15 protein-coding genes and 1 pseudogene are annotated in these 18,899 nt (G+C 40.5%); 4 read left to right on the top strand and 12 right to left on the bottom strand.

Going from position 1 to position 18,899, the window contains the following annotated elements:
- Window positions 1-26 precede the first annotated feature (26 nt).
- From MMY95_RS07300 to MMY95_RS07285, 3 genes and pseudogenes are all read right to left on the bottom strand, one after another.
- On the bottom strand, window positions 27-875 hold the full coding sequence (locus tag MMY95_RS07300) for a PRD domain-containing protein (RefSeq protein WP_003645673.1): 849 nt from the start codon (window positions 873-875) through the stop codon (window positions 27-29).
- 221 nt (window positions 876-1,096) lie between these two features.
- Window positions 1,097-3,297, bottom strand: a pseudogene (locus tag MMY95_RS07290) (glycosyl hydrolase family 65 protein).
- Between the two features lie 247 nt (window positions 3,298-3,544).
- A complete protein-coding gene (locus MMY95_RS07285) occupies window positions 3,545-4,522 on the bottom strand; it encodes a LacI family DNA-binding transcriptional regulator (RefSeq protein ID WP_011102207.1) in 978 nt (325 codons plus the stop codon).
- A gap of 168 nt (window positions 4,523-4,690) precedes the next feature.
- Here MMY95_RS07285 and MMY95_RS07280 point away from each other — a divergent pair, with 168 nt between their 5' ends.
- Window positions 4,691-6,112, top strand: a complete 1,422-nt coding sequence (locus MMY95_RS07280) for an SLC45 family MFS transporter (protein ID WP_003642895.1) — start codon at window positions 4,691-4,693, stop codon at window positions 6,110-6,112.
- Window positions 6,113-6,142: 30 nt separating this feature from the next.
- Window positions 6,143-8,443, top strand: coding sequence for a glycoside hydrolase family 31 protein (locus MMY95_RS07275; RefSeq protein WP_053267462.1), 2,301 nt, complete (start codon window positions 6,143-6,145; stop codon window positions 8,441-8,443).
- A 91-nt stretch (window positions 8,444-8,534) separates the two neighbouring features.
- Here the strand turns inward: MMY95_RS07275 and MMY95_RS07270 are convergent, their stop codons facing one another.
- The 8 genes from MMY95_RS07270 to MMY95_RS07235 all read right to left on the bottom strand — a co-directional run bounded on the left by MMY95_RS07270 (window position 8,535) and on the right by MMY95_RS07235 (window position 15,850).
- Window positions 8,535-8,771, bottom strand: coding sequence for a hypothetical protein (locus tag MMY95_RS07270; protein ID WP_016511065.1), 237 nt, complete (start codon window positions 8,769-8,771; stop codon window positions 8,535-8,537).
- 100 nt (window positions 8,772-8,871) lie between these two features.
- Window positions 8,872-9,846 carry a choloylglycine hydrolase gene (gene bsh / locus MMY95_RS07265; RefSeq protein WP_015379561.1) on the bottom strand — a complete coding sequence of 325 codons (975 nt, stop codon included), beginning with the start codon at window positions 9,844-9,846 and terminating at the stop codon, window positions 8,872-8,874.
- Window positions 9,847-10,053: 207 nt separating this feature from the next.
- Window positions 10,054-10,869 carry a sugar-phosphatase gene (yidA, locus tag MMY95_RS07260; protein ID WP_080371120.1) on the bottom strand — a complete coding sequence of 272 codons (816 nt, stop codon included), beginning with the start codon at window positions 10,867-10,869 and terminating at the stop codon, window positions 10,054-10,056.
- Between the two features lie 72 nt (window positions 10,870-10,941).
- Window positions 10,942-12,939 (bottom strand): transketolase, encoded by a 1,998-nt coding sequence (gene tkt / locus MMY95_RS07255; RefSeq protein WP_241277570.1) that lies wholly within the window; start codon window positions 12,937-12,939, stop codon window positions 10,942-10,944.
- Window positions 12,940-12,968: 29 nt separating this feature from the next.
- The gene (fsa, locus tag MMY95_RS07250; RefSeq protein WP_016511066.1) at window positions 12,969-13,622 is read right to left on the bottom strand and encodes a fructose-6-phosphate aldolase; all 654 of its coding nucleotides are present in this window, start codon (window positions 13,620-13,622) and stop codon (window positions 12,969-12,971) included.
- Window positions 13,623-13,688: 66 nt separating this feature from the next.
- A complete protein-coding gene (locus MMY95_RS07245; protein ID WP_053267458.1) occupies window positions 13,689-15,059 on the bottom strand; it encodes a PTS ascorbate transporter subunit IIC in 1,371 nt (456 codons plus the stop codon).
- Window positions 15,060-15,082: 23 nt separating this feature from the next.
- Window positions 15,083-15,379, bottom strand: coding sequence for a PTS sugar transporter subunit IIB (locus tag MMY95_RS07240; RefSeq protein ID WP_003642903.1), 297 nt, complete (start codon window positions 15,377-15,379; stop codon window positions 15,083-15,085).
- Between the two features lie 12 nt (window positions 15,380-15,391).
- Window positions 15,392-15,850, bottom strand: coding sequence for a PTS sugar transporter subunit IIA (locus MMY95_RS07235; protein ID WP_003646203.1), 459 nt, complete (start codon window positions 15,848-15,850; stop codon window positions 15,392-15,394).
- Window positions 15,851-16,020: 170 nt separating this feature from the next.
- Between MMY95_RS07235 and MMY95_RS07230 the strand changes: the two genes are divergently transcribed.
- Together MMY95_RS07230 and MMY95_RS07225 are read left to right on the top strand one after the other, a co-directional pair.
- Complete coding sequence (locus MMY95_RS07230; protein ID WP_238352262.1) at window positions 16,021-17,772, top strand: PRD domain-containing protein; 1,752 nt, start codon at window positions 16,021-16,023, stop codon at window positions 17,770-17,772.
- Window positions 17,773-17,792: 20 nt separating this feature from the next.
- Window positions 17,793-18,071: a PTS sugar transporter subunit IIA gene (locus MMY95_RS07225; protein ID WP_241277569.1), complete on the top strand. Its 279-nt coding sequence runs from the start codon at window positions 17,793-17,795 to the stop codon at window positions 18,069-18,071.
- A gap of 139 nt (window positions 18,072-18,210) precedes the next feature.
- Here the strand turns inward: MMY95_RS07225 and MMY95_RS07220 are convergent, their stop codons facing one another.
- The gene (locus MMY95_RS07220) at window positions 18,211-18,834 is read right to left on the bottom strand and encodes an HAD family hydrolase (protein WP_003646204.1); all 624 of its coding nucleotides are present in this window, start codon (window positions 18,832-18,834) and stop codon (window positions 18,211-18,213) included.
- Window positions 18,835-18,899: the final 65 nt, after the last annotated feature.

Raw genomic sequence — 18,899 nt, 5'->3', positions numbered from 1 at the left:
CAGTAACACACCGTTAATAATCTTATTTATTCACTTTTTTGTCGGTGGGTGACGCGCCAGATGTGAAGGGTCAAATAGACTTTGTCATCCGGCTCTAGTCGCCAGCCAGCCTTACTTTGTAAAAATGTATCGATCCGTTCCACTGTTGCATAGGCATGCGCATATTTTACTTGCATCAACTGCAGTAATGACTGATCTAATTCACTGCCAGTTCCATTACTGCGGCTAACGCGTTGCACCATTAGCGCACGTAAATGCGCAATGAAACGATTGTAATTGAAGGACTCTGGGTCCAGATGCATCTGGTATTGATATTGCACGATATCAATGATGCCACTGATCAATTTCGTGATTTTAATCGTTTCCTGCAACTTGGAACCATCTGAACCAGCATTGATGAAATGATAAGTCATAAAAACCACTTCACTTTTAGGAAGGATCACGTCCGCCGTCACATTAATTAAATCGACCGCTTGACTGGCTGCGTGAAACTCCTTAGGAAACAATTTTTTAACTTCCCAACGGACTGTGCCGTTATCGACATCGATTCCATCATTGGCTCGCTTCAACGCAAAATCAATGTGGTCTGCAAGCACAAAGTACTGATAATCACTAAAACTGACCTTCAACAGCGGCTCCACTAGGTGAACCACCTTTGTTGTAATCACAAACGATTGGGGTTTTAAATCTTGAAAAGCGTCAATATCAACATTCTGTTTCAAAGTTGCCACAAAACGCCGCTGAATTTTCTGATCATCAATCTGATCACCCTGATGCTTACCAAAACCTACGCCATTACCAATTACAATCCATTCAACATCCTGATCGTCCACCACTAAAGCGGCATTATTATTGAAGTTCTTTAGAAATTTCACCACTCACGCCTCCTGGATTTTCAAACAAAAAACCTACTTAAAGAGTATCACATCTCACTGAAGAGACTGTGAATACAGATATGAGTAGGTTTATGCCTGATCGAATCAGTAACACGCTTTAATTTATATTATTTATACTAGCAACAATTGTAAGCGGTGTCAACCGCATGTGAATATTTTTTTGTCATACTTCCATCTGGTCAATTCGCTATAATCCTTCATCATTCGCTACGGGCACCTTGCAATACATCATATTCTTTTCCAGCCACTACCACTACTAACGGTAAGCCAGTGACAAGCTTAACTTGCGTTTTATCTTGATATAGTTGAACTTCTAGCACTCGACCACGAAAACGCAACCGATAACTAAGATGCGTTATCTGAGTTGGTAAATGATTGGTAATGTGTAACTTACCGTCAGCGACATACATCCCAGCAAATCCATACGTTAATCCCAACCAACTGCCGCCCAGATTTGCTTCATGAAGCCCATCTTTGGCATTACCTTGTAGATCAACCAAATCCATTAACGATGTATCCATATAATAACTGAACGCCTTATCATGATCACCTAGTCGGCTCGCCAAAATACTGAAAATCGATCGTGATAAAGAGGAATCATGCGTCGTAATTGGTTCATAGTACTCGTAATCTCGCCGCAATTGTTCCAGTGATTGATCTTCTGGAAACAACATTTCCGCTAATAACGTATCTGCCTGCTTGTTGACCCGGTGACGATAGATCATGAGCGGGTGATAATGTAACAACAATGGATATTGTGTTGCTGCCGTCGTCGCAAAAGGCCATACCGGCATCTTTGGTGAATTATCTGTGCAGTGACTTGTTGTTCTTGATCATACGGTAGGTATATGTTCGTACTTGCCTTTGTGAACTGTGCTTGCTCATCAGCATCGCCGTCAATATAATGATTTTCAAGTAACCAAGCTGCAAAAGCCATATTTTCCTTAGCCATCCGATTCGTGTAGTAATTATTATCTACCAAGGCGGTATATTCATCCGGCCCCGTCACCTTGTATAAGCAGAATTGCGACCGGCCATCACGCTGTTGCCAGCTACCAAACTGCAACCAGAAACGTGCGGTTTCCAGGACAACTGCTGCACCTTGTTCCCGCAAGAAGTTCTGATCATTAGTGACATCAAAATATAACTTAACCGTATGCGCAATGTCCGCATTGATGTGATATTGCGCAGTGCCAGCAGGAAAATAGGCACTTGCTTCTTCACCATTAATCGTTCGCCATGCGTACAATGCGCCCCGTGTCACACCCAAGCTCCGCGCCCGCTCTCGAGCTTGCGGCAAAATACTAAACCGATAATGCAACAGTTGCTTGGCAATTTGTGGCTGCGTATAAATGAAGAACGGTAACATATACATCTCGGTATCCCAGAAATAATGGCCCTCATAGCCCGGTCCAGTAATCCCTTTAGCTGCAATGTTCGTTAACCCGTTACGACCAGCTGATTGAAATAACTGGAACAAGTTATATTGAATCCCAGTTTGTAACTTTTTATCACTAATTTGCACTTGCGACTGTTGCCAAAAGTCCGTTAAAATCTGCCGATTACGAGCCACAATATCGTTGGTCCAACCCATTATCTTATCCGGCAACGCTTGATTAATTTCACTGATTTGGCGCGTAAACGACCAGCTCAGCGTTGTCTGTACTTCGATGGTACCACTGCCATGAAAACCGGCATGATCGCCATATACTTCAAAGCCTGTCGGAAAGCTGGTCAACCAATCCCGTTGCGTTATTTGTTGGTGTGTTGAAGCTACCAACGTCTGCCACTCTATTTGCTGCTGACGATCAGCTGGTATAAATTGGTTGGTTAACCCAGATTGTCGTTGCGCCACTCGCGGATCGTCCGCGTCCGCCGTCGTCGCAGTTACATCATGAATAATCGGCCGCGTGAACCGCAACGTCCCCGTATAATCAAGCGAAGTCAGTTCGTAGTTCAAGAATAGTTGATGCGAATTATCCAACGCAATCATTGATTTAACGACCAGTTCAAAATGATGGTGGTCGGAGGTAACAATCTGAAACTTTTCCGTTAGTACGCCCGTATCAAAATCAAGCACGGCATCGTCGACCGTCATATCCCAGTCACCAGGAATCTCAGAACTTGTCTTCTCAGTTGCAAAGTCTAAGTACCGCGGGCTTGTTAATGAAATAATCGTTTGATGATTTTTCGCATATCCATAGGCACTTTCTCCATATGTGATTGGATTCGTCGCATAATAGCCATTGATGAGCATCACTGGTAGTGTTGCTTGTTGATTACCTGTAAACGGTACTGAGTCCCGAACACCCATGTGACCATCACCCAAGGCAAAAATCGTCTCCAGATACTGCCGATTCGTCGTTGCCACATCTTTTAATGTTAACTTATCAATTTGCATAGTCTCCCCCACTTTCGACTTCATTTGCTGTAGTATAGCATCCGAAATAAAGCGGTTTCATCGATTTGAGAATCACTTTGCTGCTTTTCGCATAAAACAATCGCTTAGTACCGACAATATACTAACGTTAATGAGAACGTATTTAAAGTGACGGAATAATCTCGTTGTAACCAAAAAGCTTCGCTGACCTGACAATCAAGTTCTCGATTATCAGGTCAGCGAAGCTAAAATTATTTCTCAGTACGCTTTATATAGTTGCAACACTCTCACGTTCAACCAATGTGACTGGGACTAACCGCGTGGCAGATTTGCCAACCAAACAATTAACACTTTCAATACCAATCTGGACAAAATTCTGGGTAACACTTGTCAACGCAGGAGTCGCAATATCGCAGATGAGCGTTCCATCAATGCTGACAACAGAAAGCGCCCCAGGTAGCTTCACATTACTCTCCTGAGCAGCCTTTTGTAGTCCGGCCGCCGTCATATCACTAGCTGCAACAACCCCAGTAATGCCCAGCTCTTGATAAGCATTAAAAACATTATAACCAGCCTGATAACTATAATCTCCGGGTTGCACCCATTCAGCTTGCCCATGAATCGAATAATCTTTTAACGCCGCTTGATACCCAGCAAGCCGTTGACTACCTGTATGATAATGGTCGATTCCGGCTAGGCCAATTGTCCGATGACCATGCGAAATTAAATACTTTGTCGCCAAATAGGCCGCCTGATAATTGTCAGAGCTAACAGACTTGACGCGTTCATCTGCTAGATTGATCGAAACAAAACAAAACGGTGTCTTTGATTCTGTTAATAATTGTAAGTCTGCTTTATCTGGTTCAATCGCCATTAACAAAATACCTGAAACAGTACGTTCCAAGGCGGTCACAATTGCTTGATGTTGTAACTCGGTATTCCGATTACCAGCATATAGAATAATAACCTGTAACCCGATCTCAGTCGCGCGCTGTTGAATACCATCAATAATTCCACTTGAAAAATTCGTCGGCGTGACGTTGACAATAACGGCAATCACGTCCGTCTTCTTTTTAACCAATTCCATGGCTAGTGTATTCTTCCGATAGCCGAGATCCTTAGCAACTTTTAAAATACGCTCCTGAGTCTTGTCGCTATATGTACCCTGTTTTTTCGCCAACACTCGTGACACTGTAGCAATTGAAAAGCCAGTTTTAGCGGCAATATCTTTGATTGTTGGCTTCATTTTTCCAGCTCCCCTCCGATTTAAATTAATTATAGCGCTAAAAGCAGGTAAAATCATTGCCAAAAGCGTAAACGTTTACTTTATTATTAAAACGGTATTGTAAACGTTTACGTTAAGTGCTAGTATTGCCCTGTTAAAAGTGATTACCTTTTAAGGAGATGGATTCTCATGAACCAACCTGCAGTACACCCGAATAAACCAATCGCTGATGTTTCCAGTAAGCCTAAGACATCTACTATTGCTAATTCGCTGCCCAACCTCCCATTAAAAACCATCTTTGCAATTACCTTTGGTTTTTGTGGGGTTAATATGGCCTTCTCATTACAATCATCACAGATGAGCCGGATTTTCCAGACCATTGGCGCTGATCCCACCAAACTAGGACTCTTCTTCATTCTGCCACCATTGGCTGGATTATTCGTCCAACCACTAGTCGGTAAATACTCTGATCGAACTTGGACGCGCTTTGGTCGTAGAATGCCCTACTTACTATTCAGCGCACCATTAGCGGCGTTGGTCATGGTTTTATTACCAAATGCTGGTTCATTCGGCTTTGGCTACGCTTCAACTGCTGCATTACTATTTGGTGCTATTGCTATTTTATTTATGGATTTATCAAGTAATGTTTGCATGCAACCATTCCGCATGATTATTGGAGATATGGTTAATGAAAATCAGAAGGACAAAGCATGGTCTTGGCAACAAGCTTTCAGTAACCTAGGAGGCGTACTTGCTACTATTCTACCGTTCGTCCTAACTTACTTTGGTGTTGCAAACACGGCGCAAAAAGGCGTTGTCCCTCTTTCTGTAAGAATTGCGTTTTATATTGGTGCCATTATTTTATTAGGCATCTCAGCATATACTATTCATACGGTTAAGGAATATGATCCTGACACGTACGCACTTTATCATCATATCGATCCTGAACAACATAAGCACACCAAACCTATTTGGCAATTAGTAAAAGAAGCCCCGAAAGCTTTCTGGGAAGTTGCCCTCGTTCAACTATTTGCCTGGATTGGTATTCAATATATGTGGACTTATACTACTGGTGCTATCGCCGAAAACGTTTGGCACACAACTAATGCTGCTTCGGCTGGCTATCAAGCTGCCGGTAATTGGTATGGAATCTTGACCTTCATTCAATCAATGGCCGCCGTTCTATATGGTTTCTTAGTTCTTTCACGGACTAATCCATACAAGCGAAAGTTTTGGTATCGCTTTGGCTTAGCTAGCTTCGCAGTTGGCCTCGTTTGGGTATTCTTCATTCACAACCAGTACCTATTAATTGCCCCATTCTGTTTAATCGGTATCGGCTTCTTTACGGTGCATGTCGAGCCCTTTAATATCTTTACTTCTTCACTAGATGGTGCCAATGAAGGCTCATATATTGGAATTTTTAACGGTACGATTTGCTTGCCACAAATTCTCGCATCCGTTGCCAGCTTTATGGTCTTTAAATTCGTTGGTAATTCGATGCCTGGAATGATGCTTATTGCTGGTATCTCAATGTTCATCGCAGTACTTGCCATTAGTATTATTAAGCAAGACAAGCCTCAAGAAGATTTGTCAGAGAATCCAACTAAATAAAAGTCATTTTACTAAGGAGTGTTTTTTAATATGAGTGCATTACCAAGTTACACACAGAACGGCCAAACGATTACGTTTGCTTTCGCCCAACCATTACAATTAACTATTGTTACGCCGGAAATCATCCGCGTCTTTATTAATCGCGGTGAGCAAGGTGAATCCTATGCAATTGAGGGTCATAAAATTCAGGCGACTGATTTCACTATTGAAAGTGCTGGTGATCATTACATTATCCGGACATCAGCTTTAACGATTCACCTCGATTCCGAACGGCATCTTGATACCTTTGATAAAGATGGCAATGCCTTGATTACCGATTATCGTGGTGAACGCATTCACTTGAAAGGCGTCGACAAAGTCCATGAACGATTAGTTGAGGCAGAAGGCCATTCAGTGACTAAGGCACCTACTAAATCTGATCAAGGTTACTACGAAATCATTAAATCGCTAGCACCTGATGAATATCTTTATGGACTTGGTGACAAGACCGGATATCTAAACAAACGTGGTTTTGCCTATGATAATTGGAACGTTGATAACCCCGCTCCCCAGCTGGAGATCCTACCTAATATTTACAAGTCAATCCCAGTGATGTTGGGGCTAAAAAATGGGCATCCTTACGGTATCTTCTTCGACAATACCTACCAGAGCCATTTAGATATGGGTAAGGAAAGCAACCATTACTACTTTTATTCAGCTGTCCAAGGTAACCTCGACTACTACATTATTGGTGGTACCACGTTAAAAGACATTGTCACCAATTACACCTATTTAACTGGTCGAACGCCACTACCTCAAAAGTGGACGCTCGGTTACCAACAATCACGGTGGGGCTACAGTGCTAGTCAAGAAGAAGTGCAAGCAATTGCAGATAACCTTGCAAAGTACGACTTACCATGCGATGCGATTCACTTTGACGTCGATTACATGGATGGTTATCGGGTCTTCACCTGGGACAAGGATAAATACCAGGGTAATCCCAAGAAGTTTATTACCAAGTTGAACCAACAGGGTCTCAAGGTCATCCCAATCATCGATCCCGGTGTTAAACAAGATTCTGACTATCACATTTATGCCGAGGGTCTTAAAAAAGGCTATTTCGTTAAATCTGCTGACGGTGATGTCTATATTAACAAAGTATGGCCAGGTAACGCTGCTTTTCCAGACTTCGGTCGTCCAGAAGTTCGTCAGTGGTGGGCTAACAACGGTAAATTTTTAACTGATTTAGGTGTCGCTGGTATTTGGATCGATATGAACGAACCCGCTACGTTCGAAGGTCCGATTCCAGATGACGTGGTCTTTAATGATCAAGACACGCCTTCAACACATAAGAAGATGCATAACGTTTATGGCCATAATATGGCTAAAGCAACCTATGCTGGACTAAAAGAGCAAAATGGCAACCGACCATTTGTCATCACACGGGCAGCTTACGCCGGAACTCAGAAATACTCGACTGTTTGGACCGGTGACAACCGCAGTATGTGGCCACATATCCAAATGATGATCCCACAACTCTGCAATCTAGGATTAAGTGGCTTTAGTTTTACTGGAACTGACATTGGTGGCTTTGCCTCAGACACGACATCTGAATTACTGACACGGTGGATTGAAGGGGCAATTTTCAGTCCACTGTTACGGAACCATGCAGCATTAGGGACTCGCCAACAAGAACCATGGGCATTTGGCGAGCCAACGTTAAACATTTATCGCAAGTATCTCAAATTGCGTTATCGTCTGATTCCTTATCTATACGATTTATTTGCTAAGGAAACCAAAACTGGCTTACCAATCATGCGTCCCGTTGTCTTAAACTACGATCAGGACCCTCGTGTACGCGACTTGAATGACGAATACATGGTTGGTGACGACATACTAGTTGCCCCCGTTGTTCAAAAATCTCAATTTAAGCGGTTAGTTTATTTACCAGCTGGGAACTGGGTTGATTTTTGGAACGGTGCTGAGTATGCCGGTAATCAGGATATTGTAGTCGATACCCCACTCGATAAACTACCATTATTTGTAAAACAAAACACCATTTTGCCATGGGGACCCGCTGTTAGCCACATTAGCGATGAACCGTTGAAAGCGATGACGTTTAGAGTATTTGGTACTCAAGGGACCTACCAACACTATCAAGATAATGGACGTGACTTTAAGTATCAGTCAGGTGAATGGAACAATTACACAATTACCGTTGATCATAACAAGGTTAATGTGCAACTCACTCATCACGGTTATCAACCAGTTTATCAGCAGATCACAGTTGAATTGTCTGATCATGTTGTTAAACTCACTTACGATAATGACAGTAGCTGTTATCGAGAATAGTAGCTTAATATTTTAATCTTTAACTTTAATAAACACCTTAGGATACCAATCACTCCTAAGGTGTTTATTATTTCAATTACTATTGGATATATTAACGTGCTCTTTTCCTAAATAAACTTGTCATTAATATCTTAATGTCTATCCAGTCGCTCAAATTAATCCCCTTATTCAAAACATGATCATATAAAATTTGGTGAAAATGTATTTTAGTAGGTATTTCAAGCATCTCATAACTATTATGTTTTCTATCAATTAAACCCAACTTACCATCGAGCTTAACATGATAACTTATATCATCTAGTGTCATATTAACAGCAATGCCAGCCATTGGAACTTACTCTGAAAACAGTGATACATAAAAGAGGAAATCAACTGATAACAAACTGATTTCCTCTTTTAAACAATTTTAACTATTACAGTAGTGGCTTTTAGTTAACTGCATAGTATTGTGCTTCTGATCGTAATGGATAAGAAATTAATTCAGTCGTATCCAAGTGCTCATGGTTTAAATTGACACTGTTAATTTGACTATTGTCATAAGTTCTATAGTAATAAACTCCCTTGTTCATATCACAACAAGAAGAATAGATTGTATATTCGTACTTTCCGTCAGTAACTTCACATAGCCCTTTTTGTTGTTCTACAGACCCTAGTATATGGAAAAACTGACTAACACTGCCACTCTCTGTCTGCATCGGCAACGAGTTTAATTTAGTAAAAGCGGCTCTGACAAATCTAGACATTGAGGACAAGTCTCCAGGTAATCCTAGTCCGCCCATTCCTCTACTATAACTATCTAAATCCACTTTTTCCGAAAAACTATTTTGGGGTGTGCTATTTGATAAGGCACGATAGTTGTTCAAATTAAATAATTGGTAGTCAAAATTAGGATTGTTTGTTAACACACCTACTGGATTGTCGTAAATTTTTAGTCCTTCTTTAACACTTTCAATAACTATCGATTCCTGTTTATCAGCAACCAACCAATGTAGCGGTGATAATGGTAATTGTTCACTAAAATTAATATTAACCAAGTTTAGTTTTTGTATGTTCTTTTTCACTTCTCTAACACTTGAAAATTGTCCCAATAACCAAGGAATTAATTCAAATGGTGTGATATTAACTTTATCAGCATCATATTTTTTATAATCAGCATAACCTGCAAAATTTAATCCCGCAATACACAAGCCTTTTTCATTCATCGCATCGTAGTAAAGTGGATAGCTTTCTACATCAGCAGTAATTCCAATTATTGCATAATGGTGATCTAAGTTCTCCACCTTACGAAATACTAGTGGATATTTTCTAGGCGTAATCGTAACCATTTCATTGTATGAAATTTCATAATCGAAATTTCTACCGAAGTAATTATTATAAGATTGATAAGTTATGGCAGTACACATAAATAGTAATCCTCCTCGAAAATAATATTTAGATTTGATAAGCCAATAAGCTTACATCTTTTTAGTATAATATCATTGCTGAAAAAATAAAGTTTTTTTCATGAAATCATCTCTAAAATAATTTAATCTATTCCAAACACTTTAAGAGTCAATAATCAATTGTAACCCTTATAGCCGATATAACAATGCTGTTATACCTACTTATCCTTATCTCGTGATTTCTTCAATAGCCTTTGCAACCCCATCATGTTCATTATCGACAGTTATTTCATCAGCCACTTGCTTCACTTCAGGAATAGCGTTGCCCATCGCTACTCCATGTCCTGCAAACTTAATCATGCTCAAATCATTAGCTTCATCACCAATTGCCATCACATTGGCGGCAGTCAAACTTAACTTTTCACAGAGTACTTGCAAAGCGTTGCCCTTACTAACACCATTAGCGTTGGCCTCGTAATAAAATGGTGCACTTTTCGTGAAAGTAACCTGATTTTTCAATGGTTCAAATAGTTTTTGCTGTTTAATGGCAGCGTCTAAAACTTCGGGTTCATCAACGTACATCGATTTAATCAGTTTAATATTCCGCATCTCTTCTGGCGTCCGATATGAGATACCCATTGAAACGAGATTAGCTTCATAGAGTGTATAATCACCAATATTACGGTCGGCCGTATACAGCCGATCCTCAGATACCGCGTGAAAATGCAAGCGTAACTTACGTGCTAGGGCTTCCAAGTCAATATAATCTTCATAACTAATCGGTCGTTCATCAATCAGTTCGCCACTAGTTGTGTAGGTTGCAGCACCGCCAAAACAAACAACGTATTGATCATCTTGAGCATCGAGTTCCAACTCCTGCAACAATGCTTTAACACCTGTTAATGGCCGTCCCGTGCAGATAACCACTTTAATCTTCTTTTCCTTCGCCATTTTAATCGCTTGCTTGACTCGCAATGTCACCTGCTTTTTTGAATTAACTAGTGTGCCATCGATATCAATCGCAATCATCTTAATATTTTCCATCATAGCCATCCTCATTCTTCATCGAACACGAAATAGAAACCGAGCAACGCCCCGTTTCTATTTCTTCAATAATTATTTTAATTTCAGATAAGTATTCACAACATTAGTTACATTAAAACCATACTTATCAAGTACCAAGTCACCAGGTGCCGAAGTGCCGAAGCGATCCACACCGATCTTAGCACCATGATCGCCAGCATACTGATCCCAGCCAAATGTTGATCCAGCTTCAATTGTCACCCTTCTTGTGACCGCGCTCGGAAGCACACTAGCGCGATATTCTGGTGATTGTTGCGCAAACCGATCAAAGCTCGGAATTGAAACGACCGCGACATCTTGATTATGCTTTGCTAACTGGGCTTTGGCCTCCAATGCTAAGTTAACTTCAGAACCAGTCGCAATTAGTAAACCATCTGGTATTTCTTTTTGAGCAGCACTGACCACATAGCCACCCTTTTCAACGCCAGCAAAGGCCGTATCAACTGATACAGGTAATGTCTTCAAGGCTTGTCGACTCAATACCAGAACGGTTGGTTTATCAGTTGTTTTCAGTGCTTGCTCCCACGCAGCTGAAGTCTCATTACCATCAGCTGGCCGAATCACTTGTACATTCGGCATGCATCGTAAACTAGCTAATTGTTCAATCGGTTCGTGGGTCGGCCCATCCTCGCCGACCGCAATTGAATCATGCGTTAAGACGTAGATAACCGGTGCGTGTTGTAGTGCGGACAACCGGACTGCCGCACGTAAGTAATCAGTGAAGACAAAGAATGTTCCCCCGAATACCCGAGTGCCGCCATGTAATACAATTCCGTTCATCGCAGCCGCCATGCCAAATTCACGTACACCAAACCAGATATTACGACCATCGTAGGATTCTGGCTGAAAGTCTGATGTTTCCGCAATCATTGTTTTGTTCGAACTCGACAAATCGGCTGCGCCACCCCATAAGCTAGGTATTACTTTGGCAGCAGCGTTAATCGCCTTAGCGCTTGCCGCCCGACTAGCCAATGCATCTGTTAATTGATAGTGCGGTAAAGTAGATTTCAAGTAATCAGAAAATTGTCCGTTGAACGCTTGCTTAAAAGACTGCGCCTGATCTGGATACTTCGCCTCATATTCTTCAAATAGCCGTTTCCATTGCTGCTCAGCACGCGCACCATTTTCCTGAATAGTTACTTCAAACCGGTCTGAAACAGCTGACGGCACTTCAAAATCCGAGTAATTCCAGCCATATACTTTTTCAGCTGCTTTAATGCCATCCGCACCAATTGGGTTACCATGAACAGCATTAGTCCCTTGTTTAGGTGCGCCATAACCAATCACCGTTTTCACTTCAATCAAAGAAGGACGATCAGTTGTCTTTTTTGCAAGTTCGATTGCCGCGTCAATTGCATCAAGATCATTCCCATCTTCAACCACCAGATGCTGCCAGCCATAAGCAGTGAACCTGTCACCAACATTTTCAGTAAACGCTTGCGACGTCTTACCATCTAATGAAATGCCGTTCGAATCGTAAAGTGCAATTAACTTTCCCAGCTTAAGATGCCCAGCTAGTGAACCAGCTTCGTGCGAAATTCCTTCCATTAAGTCGCCATCACCGACAATTGTATAAGTGTAATGATCAACAATTGGAAAATTAGGTCGGTTATATTGGGCAGCTAGATGTGCCTCCGCCATTGCCATTCCAACGGCCATACCGAAGCCTTGTCCCAACGGACCAGTAGTTACTTCAACGCCATCGGTATGTCCATACTCTGGATGCCCCGGAGTCCGACTGTCCCACTGCCGAAAATGCTTGAGATCATCAATCGAAACATCATACCCGGCTAAATGTAACAGGCTGTATAACATAGCTGAACCATGTCCAGCTGAAAGAATGAAACGATCACGATTAACCCAATTCATGTGTGTTTGTGGGTTGACTTTTAGATGTTTTGTCCATAACACATAGGCCATTGGTGCGGCTCCCATCGGTAACCCTGGATGTCCGGAATTTGCTTTTTGAATTGCTTCGATACTTAACGTCCGAATAGTATTAACACCCAGCTCGTCAACTTTATCAAACATTATACTTACCTCCTAAGCTGCTATTATGATTACTTTTGCGTTGCTTGAAATGCTTTCCAATCCGAAGCAAAACTGGCCAAACCTTTGTCCGTTAATGGATGAGACCATAACTTACCGAAAACTGCGGCTGGAATTGTGGCAATATCAGCGCCAGCCAACGCAGCTTCTTGAACATGTTGTGGCCCCCGAACACTGGCAGCGATAATTTCCGTCTTGAATCCATAAGTATCCAAAACTTGACGTAAATCCTTAACTAGCTGAATTCCATTGCCACCAATATCATCAAGACGTCCTAAGAATGGTGAAATGTAAGTAGCACCGGCCTTTGCCGCTAATAAGCCTTGCGAAACTGAGAATACAAGGGTCACATTTGTTTTAATGCCCTCACCACTTAATACTTTGACCGCCTTAAGTCCTTCTTCAGTCATCGGAATCTTCACCACAATATTTGAAGCCCACTTAACTTCATTGCGAGCCTGGGCAATCATCTCTTCGGCCTTGGTTGCCGTTACCTCAGCGGATACTGGACCTGATACAATCTGCGTAATTTCTTTGATAACGGTTTCAAAATCACGACCTTCACGTGACACCAACGTTGGATTTGTTGTTACCCCATCTACTAAACCAAGTTCCGCGAAATGTTTAATATCTTCAGTATTCGCAGTATCTAAGAAAAATTTCATGATTAGATTTATCTCCTTTATTATTAGTTTTCGTAAATTATTGAAAGTAGTACTCATAATTACTGATTACTTAGTTCCATCAGTCATACGTTTAGCACGCCGGGTAAGAAAAATACTGCAAAGAATCACAATAATTGTAAACAAGATAATTCCTGTAATAACTGCTACACTTCCGTAACTCCCTAATTTTCCTAACAAGATTCCTGGAACCAAATAGTCGGTATCTGCAAACGTTGAAGCTGCTAATTTCAAGCTTCCCAAAACTGGTAAAATAAACAATGGCAACCAACTAATCAACAAACTATTTACTGTAGCGCCAATGATTGCACCACGCCGACCACCAGTAGAATTACCATAAATTGCTGCTGCAGCACCACAGAAGAAGTGCCCCACTACACCTGGAATAATAACAGTAGTTCCTAGCGCAATCATGATAAACATACTTAGCGTCCCAACAATGAAACTGACAAAGAATCCTAATAAAACTGCATTTGGTGCGTATGGGAAAATAATTGGAACGTCTAATGCAGGCTTAGAATTAGGAACCAACTTGGTCGCAATACCTTGAAAAGCTGGCACAATTTCGGCCAAAATCATCCGAACACCTTGTAAAACAACCACGAAACCGGCAGCAAATGTTCCTGCTTGTACTAATGCATAAACAATATAATTAGTCCCACCACTCAGTTTCGATTCAATGTAAGCTGGACCTGTCACAATCGCCAAAATAATGTAGACAATACTCATCAAAATCGTAATTGAAACTGTCGAATCACGCAGAAAGCCCAAACTCTTAGGGATTTCTAGATCCTCTGTAGACTTTTCTGCATTACCAAACCATTTACCCATCAATCCTGAGAGCGCACAGCCAATGTTACCCGTGTGTCCCATAGCAACATCATCGCCACCCGTGATTTTACGCATAAATGGTTGTGTCAATGCTGGTGTTACCGTTAATGATGTCCCTTCAAATAGACCACCAAGTACAATCGTTTGCCAACCCGTGCCAATGTTAGCGCTTACCAATATAACTGCAGTTAAACAAGAAACATATAACATTGCTTGCCCTGTCAAGAAGATATACTTAAAGCGAGTAAAACGAGCTAATAAAATATTAACAATCATCCCAACTAACATAATTAGTGCTGTTGTTGAGCCGTATTTAACCAGGGCAATTGCAACAACTGCTTCATTACTAGGAACAACTCCTTGCACATGTAACGCAAACTTAAACATGGAAGCAAAGGGTGACAATGCATTTTGAAGAATTCCGGCACCACCAGTTAAGACTAAGAAACCGGCAAAGGTCTTAATAGTTCCTTGAACAACTTCCGTACTTTTCTTTTTTTGAAGTAGTAGCCCTAACATCGCAATTAGCGCTACTAAAATAGACGGTTGGGTCACAATACCAACAAATAAGTTCAAAACAGTCTTCATGTGATTCTCCTCCTTTTCAGCGGCTAATCATGTTCAATATTTTCTTGATCCAGAATTGTATTGACATGGTTCCGGACTTCTTGCTTATCAATCAAGCTTTTTAGTAACACAACCTTATTCTCAGGAATACTTCCTAATGCACTTTGAAGCGTTGATTCAACAAAGAAGTAATCTGCTGAATCAGCGCCAACGCTCCCAACATCAGAATGATCCACTTGGATATCTTCTTTAACATTCTCGTCCTTTAAAATACTCTGAATGTTCATCTGAACCATAAAACTACTTCCCAGACCACTTTGACATACAGCTAAAAATTTCATAATAGTATCCTCCTATTTTTGTAATTCTTGCTCATGTGCAATAACTTCTAAAATATCAACTTCACTAGTTGCATTTAACATAGCTGTCACCGCCGACTCATCGGTTAACAACTCCATTAACTCTTTAATAACGGCTAAATGGCTGTTATTATCTACCGCGGCCAATACGAACCATAAATTGATGGGGTGTTCATCATTGACTAGACTAATGCTATGATTTGTTTTTAAGATAGATAATCCGATTTCATGGACGTTACCCGCTGGTCTAGAATGTGCGAGTGCGATTTGTGGTCCGATATTGATGTACGGGCCTTCTGATTCCACCACATTGAGCATTTCCTTGATGTATCCATCTTCAATCGTCTTATTATTAATCAATGGTTCCGCAGCTAATTCAATTGCTTGCTTCCAATCTAGCCCTGTGCCTTCTGATACTTGCACAGTCTGTTTATTCAATAAATCCAACAGCATTTTTATTCATCCTCCTTTCTTGATATCGCTATTTATCTGACAATGACCAGTATAAACTTGAATAATAGCGCCACAAGTGCAACAATGTTTTTGAGAATAGTGCAACTTTGGCACTTTGGTACCTTAATGCTTTAATTTTTTAGTAGACTTAATACAGGGAGGATACTGAATTGCGTGTAAATTTCAGCAAACGAAAACATGGTAATGAATTATTAGAAATTCTATTAACGTCATCGGGCTACACCACAGCTAACTTCTTACAACAACATCTACATATCTCACGTCGTAGCCTATTCTATCTAATAAATAAAGTAAACGATGAGCTTGATCAGCATGCAGAATTTCCGATTACTAATGTTAAAAAACTAGGATATTACCTTCCAACTGACACGATCAAATTTCTGCATAAAATGACAGAAAAAGAAACTTCTAGCAAGATCATGACCAACAATGCTAAGCAACGCCAACTACTAATTGCATTTAGTATCCTCAACACTAGTGGTTGCTCGTTAGCGGACCTAACTTACCAATTTAATATTTCTAAGAACACAGTTATTAGAGATATCAAAGTACTACACTCACAACTAGCGCTATATCATTTACAAATCACCAATACAGAATCCGGTAAAATAATCACGGGTTCCCCGACAGCAGTTCGCAAATGGGTGTACGATCATGCTACTCAACTGAAGACACTCATTGAACAAACTAGGCGGGCTACCATTAAGCCCACTACCATAAACGACCAGATTAAACTCTTTGAAAGAATAACTGGAAAATATTTAACCGACGATGCAAGTATCACAATTCGACTATTTTTATATTGGTACTTAACTAACATTAGAGACTGTAATAACCAACTAAGTGATGTTATATCCGCACAAACTGACTTAACACTGGATCACATTTGGGCTAAAAGTTTTTTGAACGATTATCATATCGATAACTCTAATGAGGTTGACTACTTAGTCAAGTTGATCAATTCTAGTCAATTTGCTCATGTCAATTGGAATGACGACTTGATTCAAAAGTTAAAACCATTCTCAGTTCGAATGATTTCTAGTTTTAACCACCTCTCCGGCGCACATGTTTCAATCAAGTCGATTAGTGACAGTTTAACGGTTCACTTGCTTTCAACCTACTATCGTGCTCAATATAATATGCCATTTGAATACCCCGACTTAAAAAGTATTCAACAGCATTATCACCACACTTTTGAAATCACTCGTAAAGTTGTCGTACCATTTGAACAATATATTCATCACACACTTTCTGATGATGAAATCGCATTAATTGCCATTTACTTTGGTGGTGCTATTCGTGAGCAAAAAACAAGCACCCCAACACAAAATGAAGTACTTGTCGTTTGTTCTAGTGGCATCGGTACCAGTCGTCTATTACTTCAACAACTAGAAAGCCGTTACCGCGGTATTCATTTTTCTAGTCCAATGAATGTGCTTCAATACGAAAATTCAGATCTAAGTAATGTTCAGCTTGTCATCAGTACAATCAAATTAAACACCCAGCGCAACATACCAATAACTACCGTATCTGCTTTTCCTTCCGAGTTGGAGTGGAAGATCATCGATAATGCTATTATTAAGGCTGGGTTGGCAACTTCTGACACACTCAAGTTATTTAATGTGGATACACTATTGGATATTGTAGGCAACTACGCTATGATAAGAAATCCTATGGGTCTGAAACTCGCACTCAACGACTATTTGACCCAGCTAACTCAGGAACCACTATTAGCCGCACCCCAAGAAAATTTATCAGAATTAATCAAACTACTGCCGCCAGAACATGTTGGTTTTCTAAATCATCAAAAATCTTGGAAGCAGGCGGTGCGTACAGCACTGTCCCCCCTACTTGAAGACTATAGTGTTGAAAAAATTATATCGATCAGATCATTCATTTAACTGAAAGTAACGGACCATACATGGTTATTGGGTCAGGCGTTATGTTGGCGCACGCTGCTCCACGTGATGGCGTTAATAATCTCGGTGCTACTTTCTTTTTACTTGATAAGCCGCTACCTGTTATGACAAATCAAAAAATGGTCCATGTAATTATTGGTCTAGCCCCCATAGATTACGAGAAGCATCTATCATTCATCAGTGACTTGATGACACAATTACAACAAAAGGATTGGTTAACTAATCTGTATCATTTGAATAATAAAAGGGACTTACTCAGATATTTGTATAAAGATAACTAGCTCGTCTTCATTTCATTTATTAATGTATCTAAAAGCAGAAGCCAAGAAACGAAAGTTGCTATCTTGGCCTCTGCTTTTAGAGTTAAAAAGGATTTTTTATTATTAAATAATGCGCTCTTTCCAGTCTAATCTCATTTACTTACTGAACTATTCCAACGATATCATTCGGGGTCTTAGCTTGATATTTCGCATTATTAAAATCGACATTCGGTAATGCTCCCCATTTAGCAACTACAAAATCAACGCCTGCATTCTTTGAAGCCTGCATATCAAAGATACTATCACCAACATACAACGTCCTTTCACGTGCTAAGTTAAATCTCTCTAATGTGTAGGTAATCGGCTCTCCACTTGGCTTTGGATTTTTAGTTAAATCAGCAGTAGTCACAATTGGCATCTTTGCGATAATCGGAAAATGACTGACTTCTTTATCAAATTGAACACGATCCTTAGATGTAACCACTCCCACTGTGAGATTCATTGCCAATAAATCATCTAACATTTGTTCAACTCCCACAAAATACGTTATTTCATTCATATTCTCGTTAAATTCAATTAGATATCTGGCTAATACATTCTGCCAATTTTGAACACCAAATTCTCTCAGGATCATCTCACCGGGCTGGCCAATTCTCTTACGATATTCTTCAATTGGCATATCAACACCCTCGCGAACTGCCCCCTCCTTCAATAACTTAGCAATTAAGTCTGCTGAATTAATCAAGGTATTATCAATATCGAACAAGATATTTTGATACTTCATAAAGAACCCCCCTGCTCCCAAAAAAGAGCACCAAGACAAATATCTCAGCGCTCTAAATTAAGGAG

The organism is Lactiplantibacillus sp. ME-2, from assembly GCF_022549155.1.
Taxonomy (GTDB): Bacteria; Bacillota; Bacilli; order Lactobacillales; family Lactobacillaceae; genus Lactiplantibacillus; species Lactiplantibacillus plantarum.
Note: the sequence above shows the minus strand (reverse complement) of the source record. Positions and strands in the feature narration are given on the sequence as shown.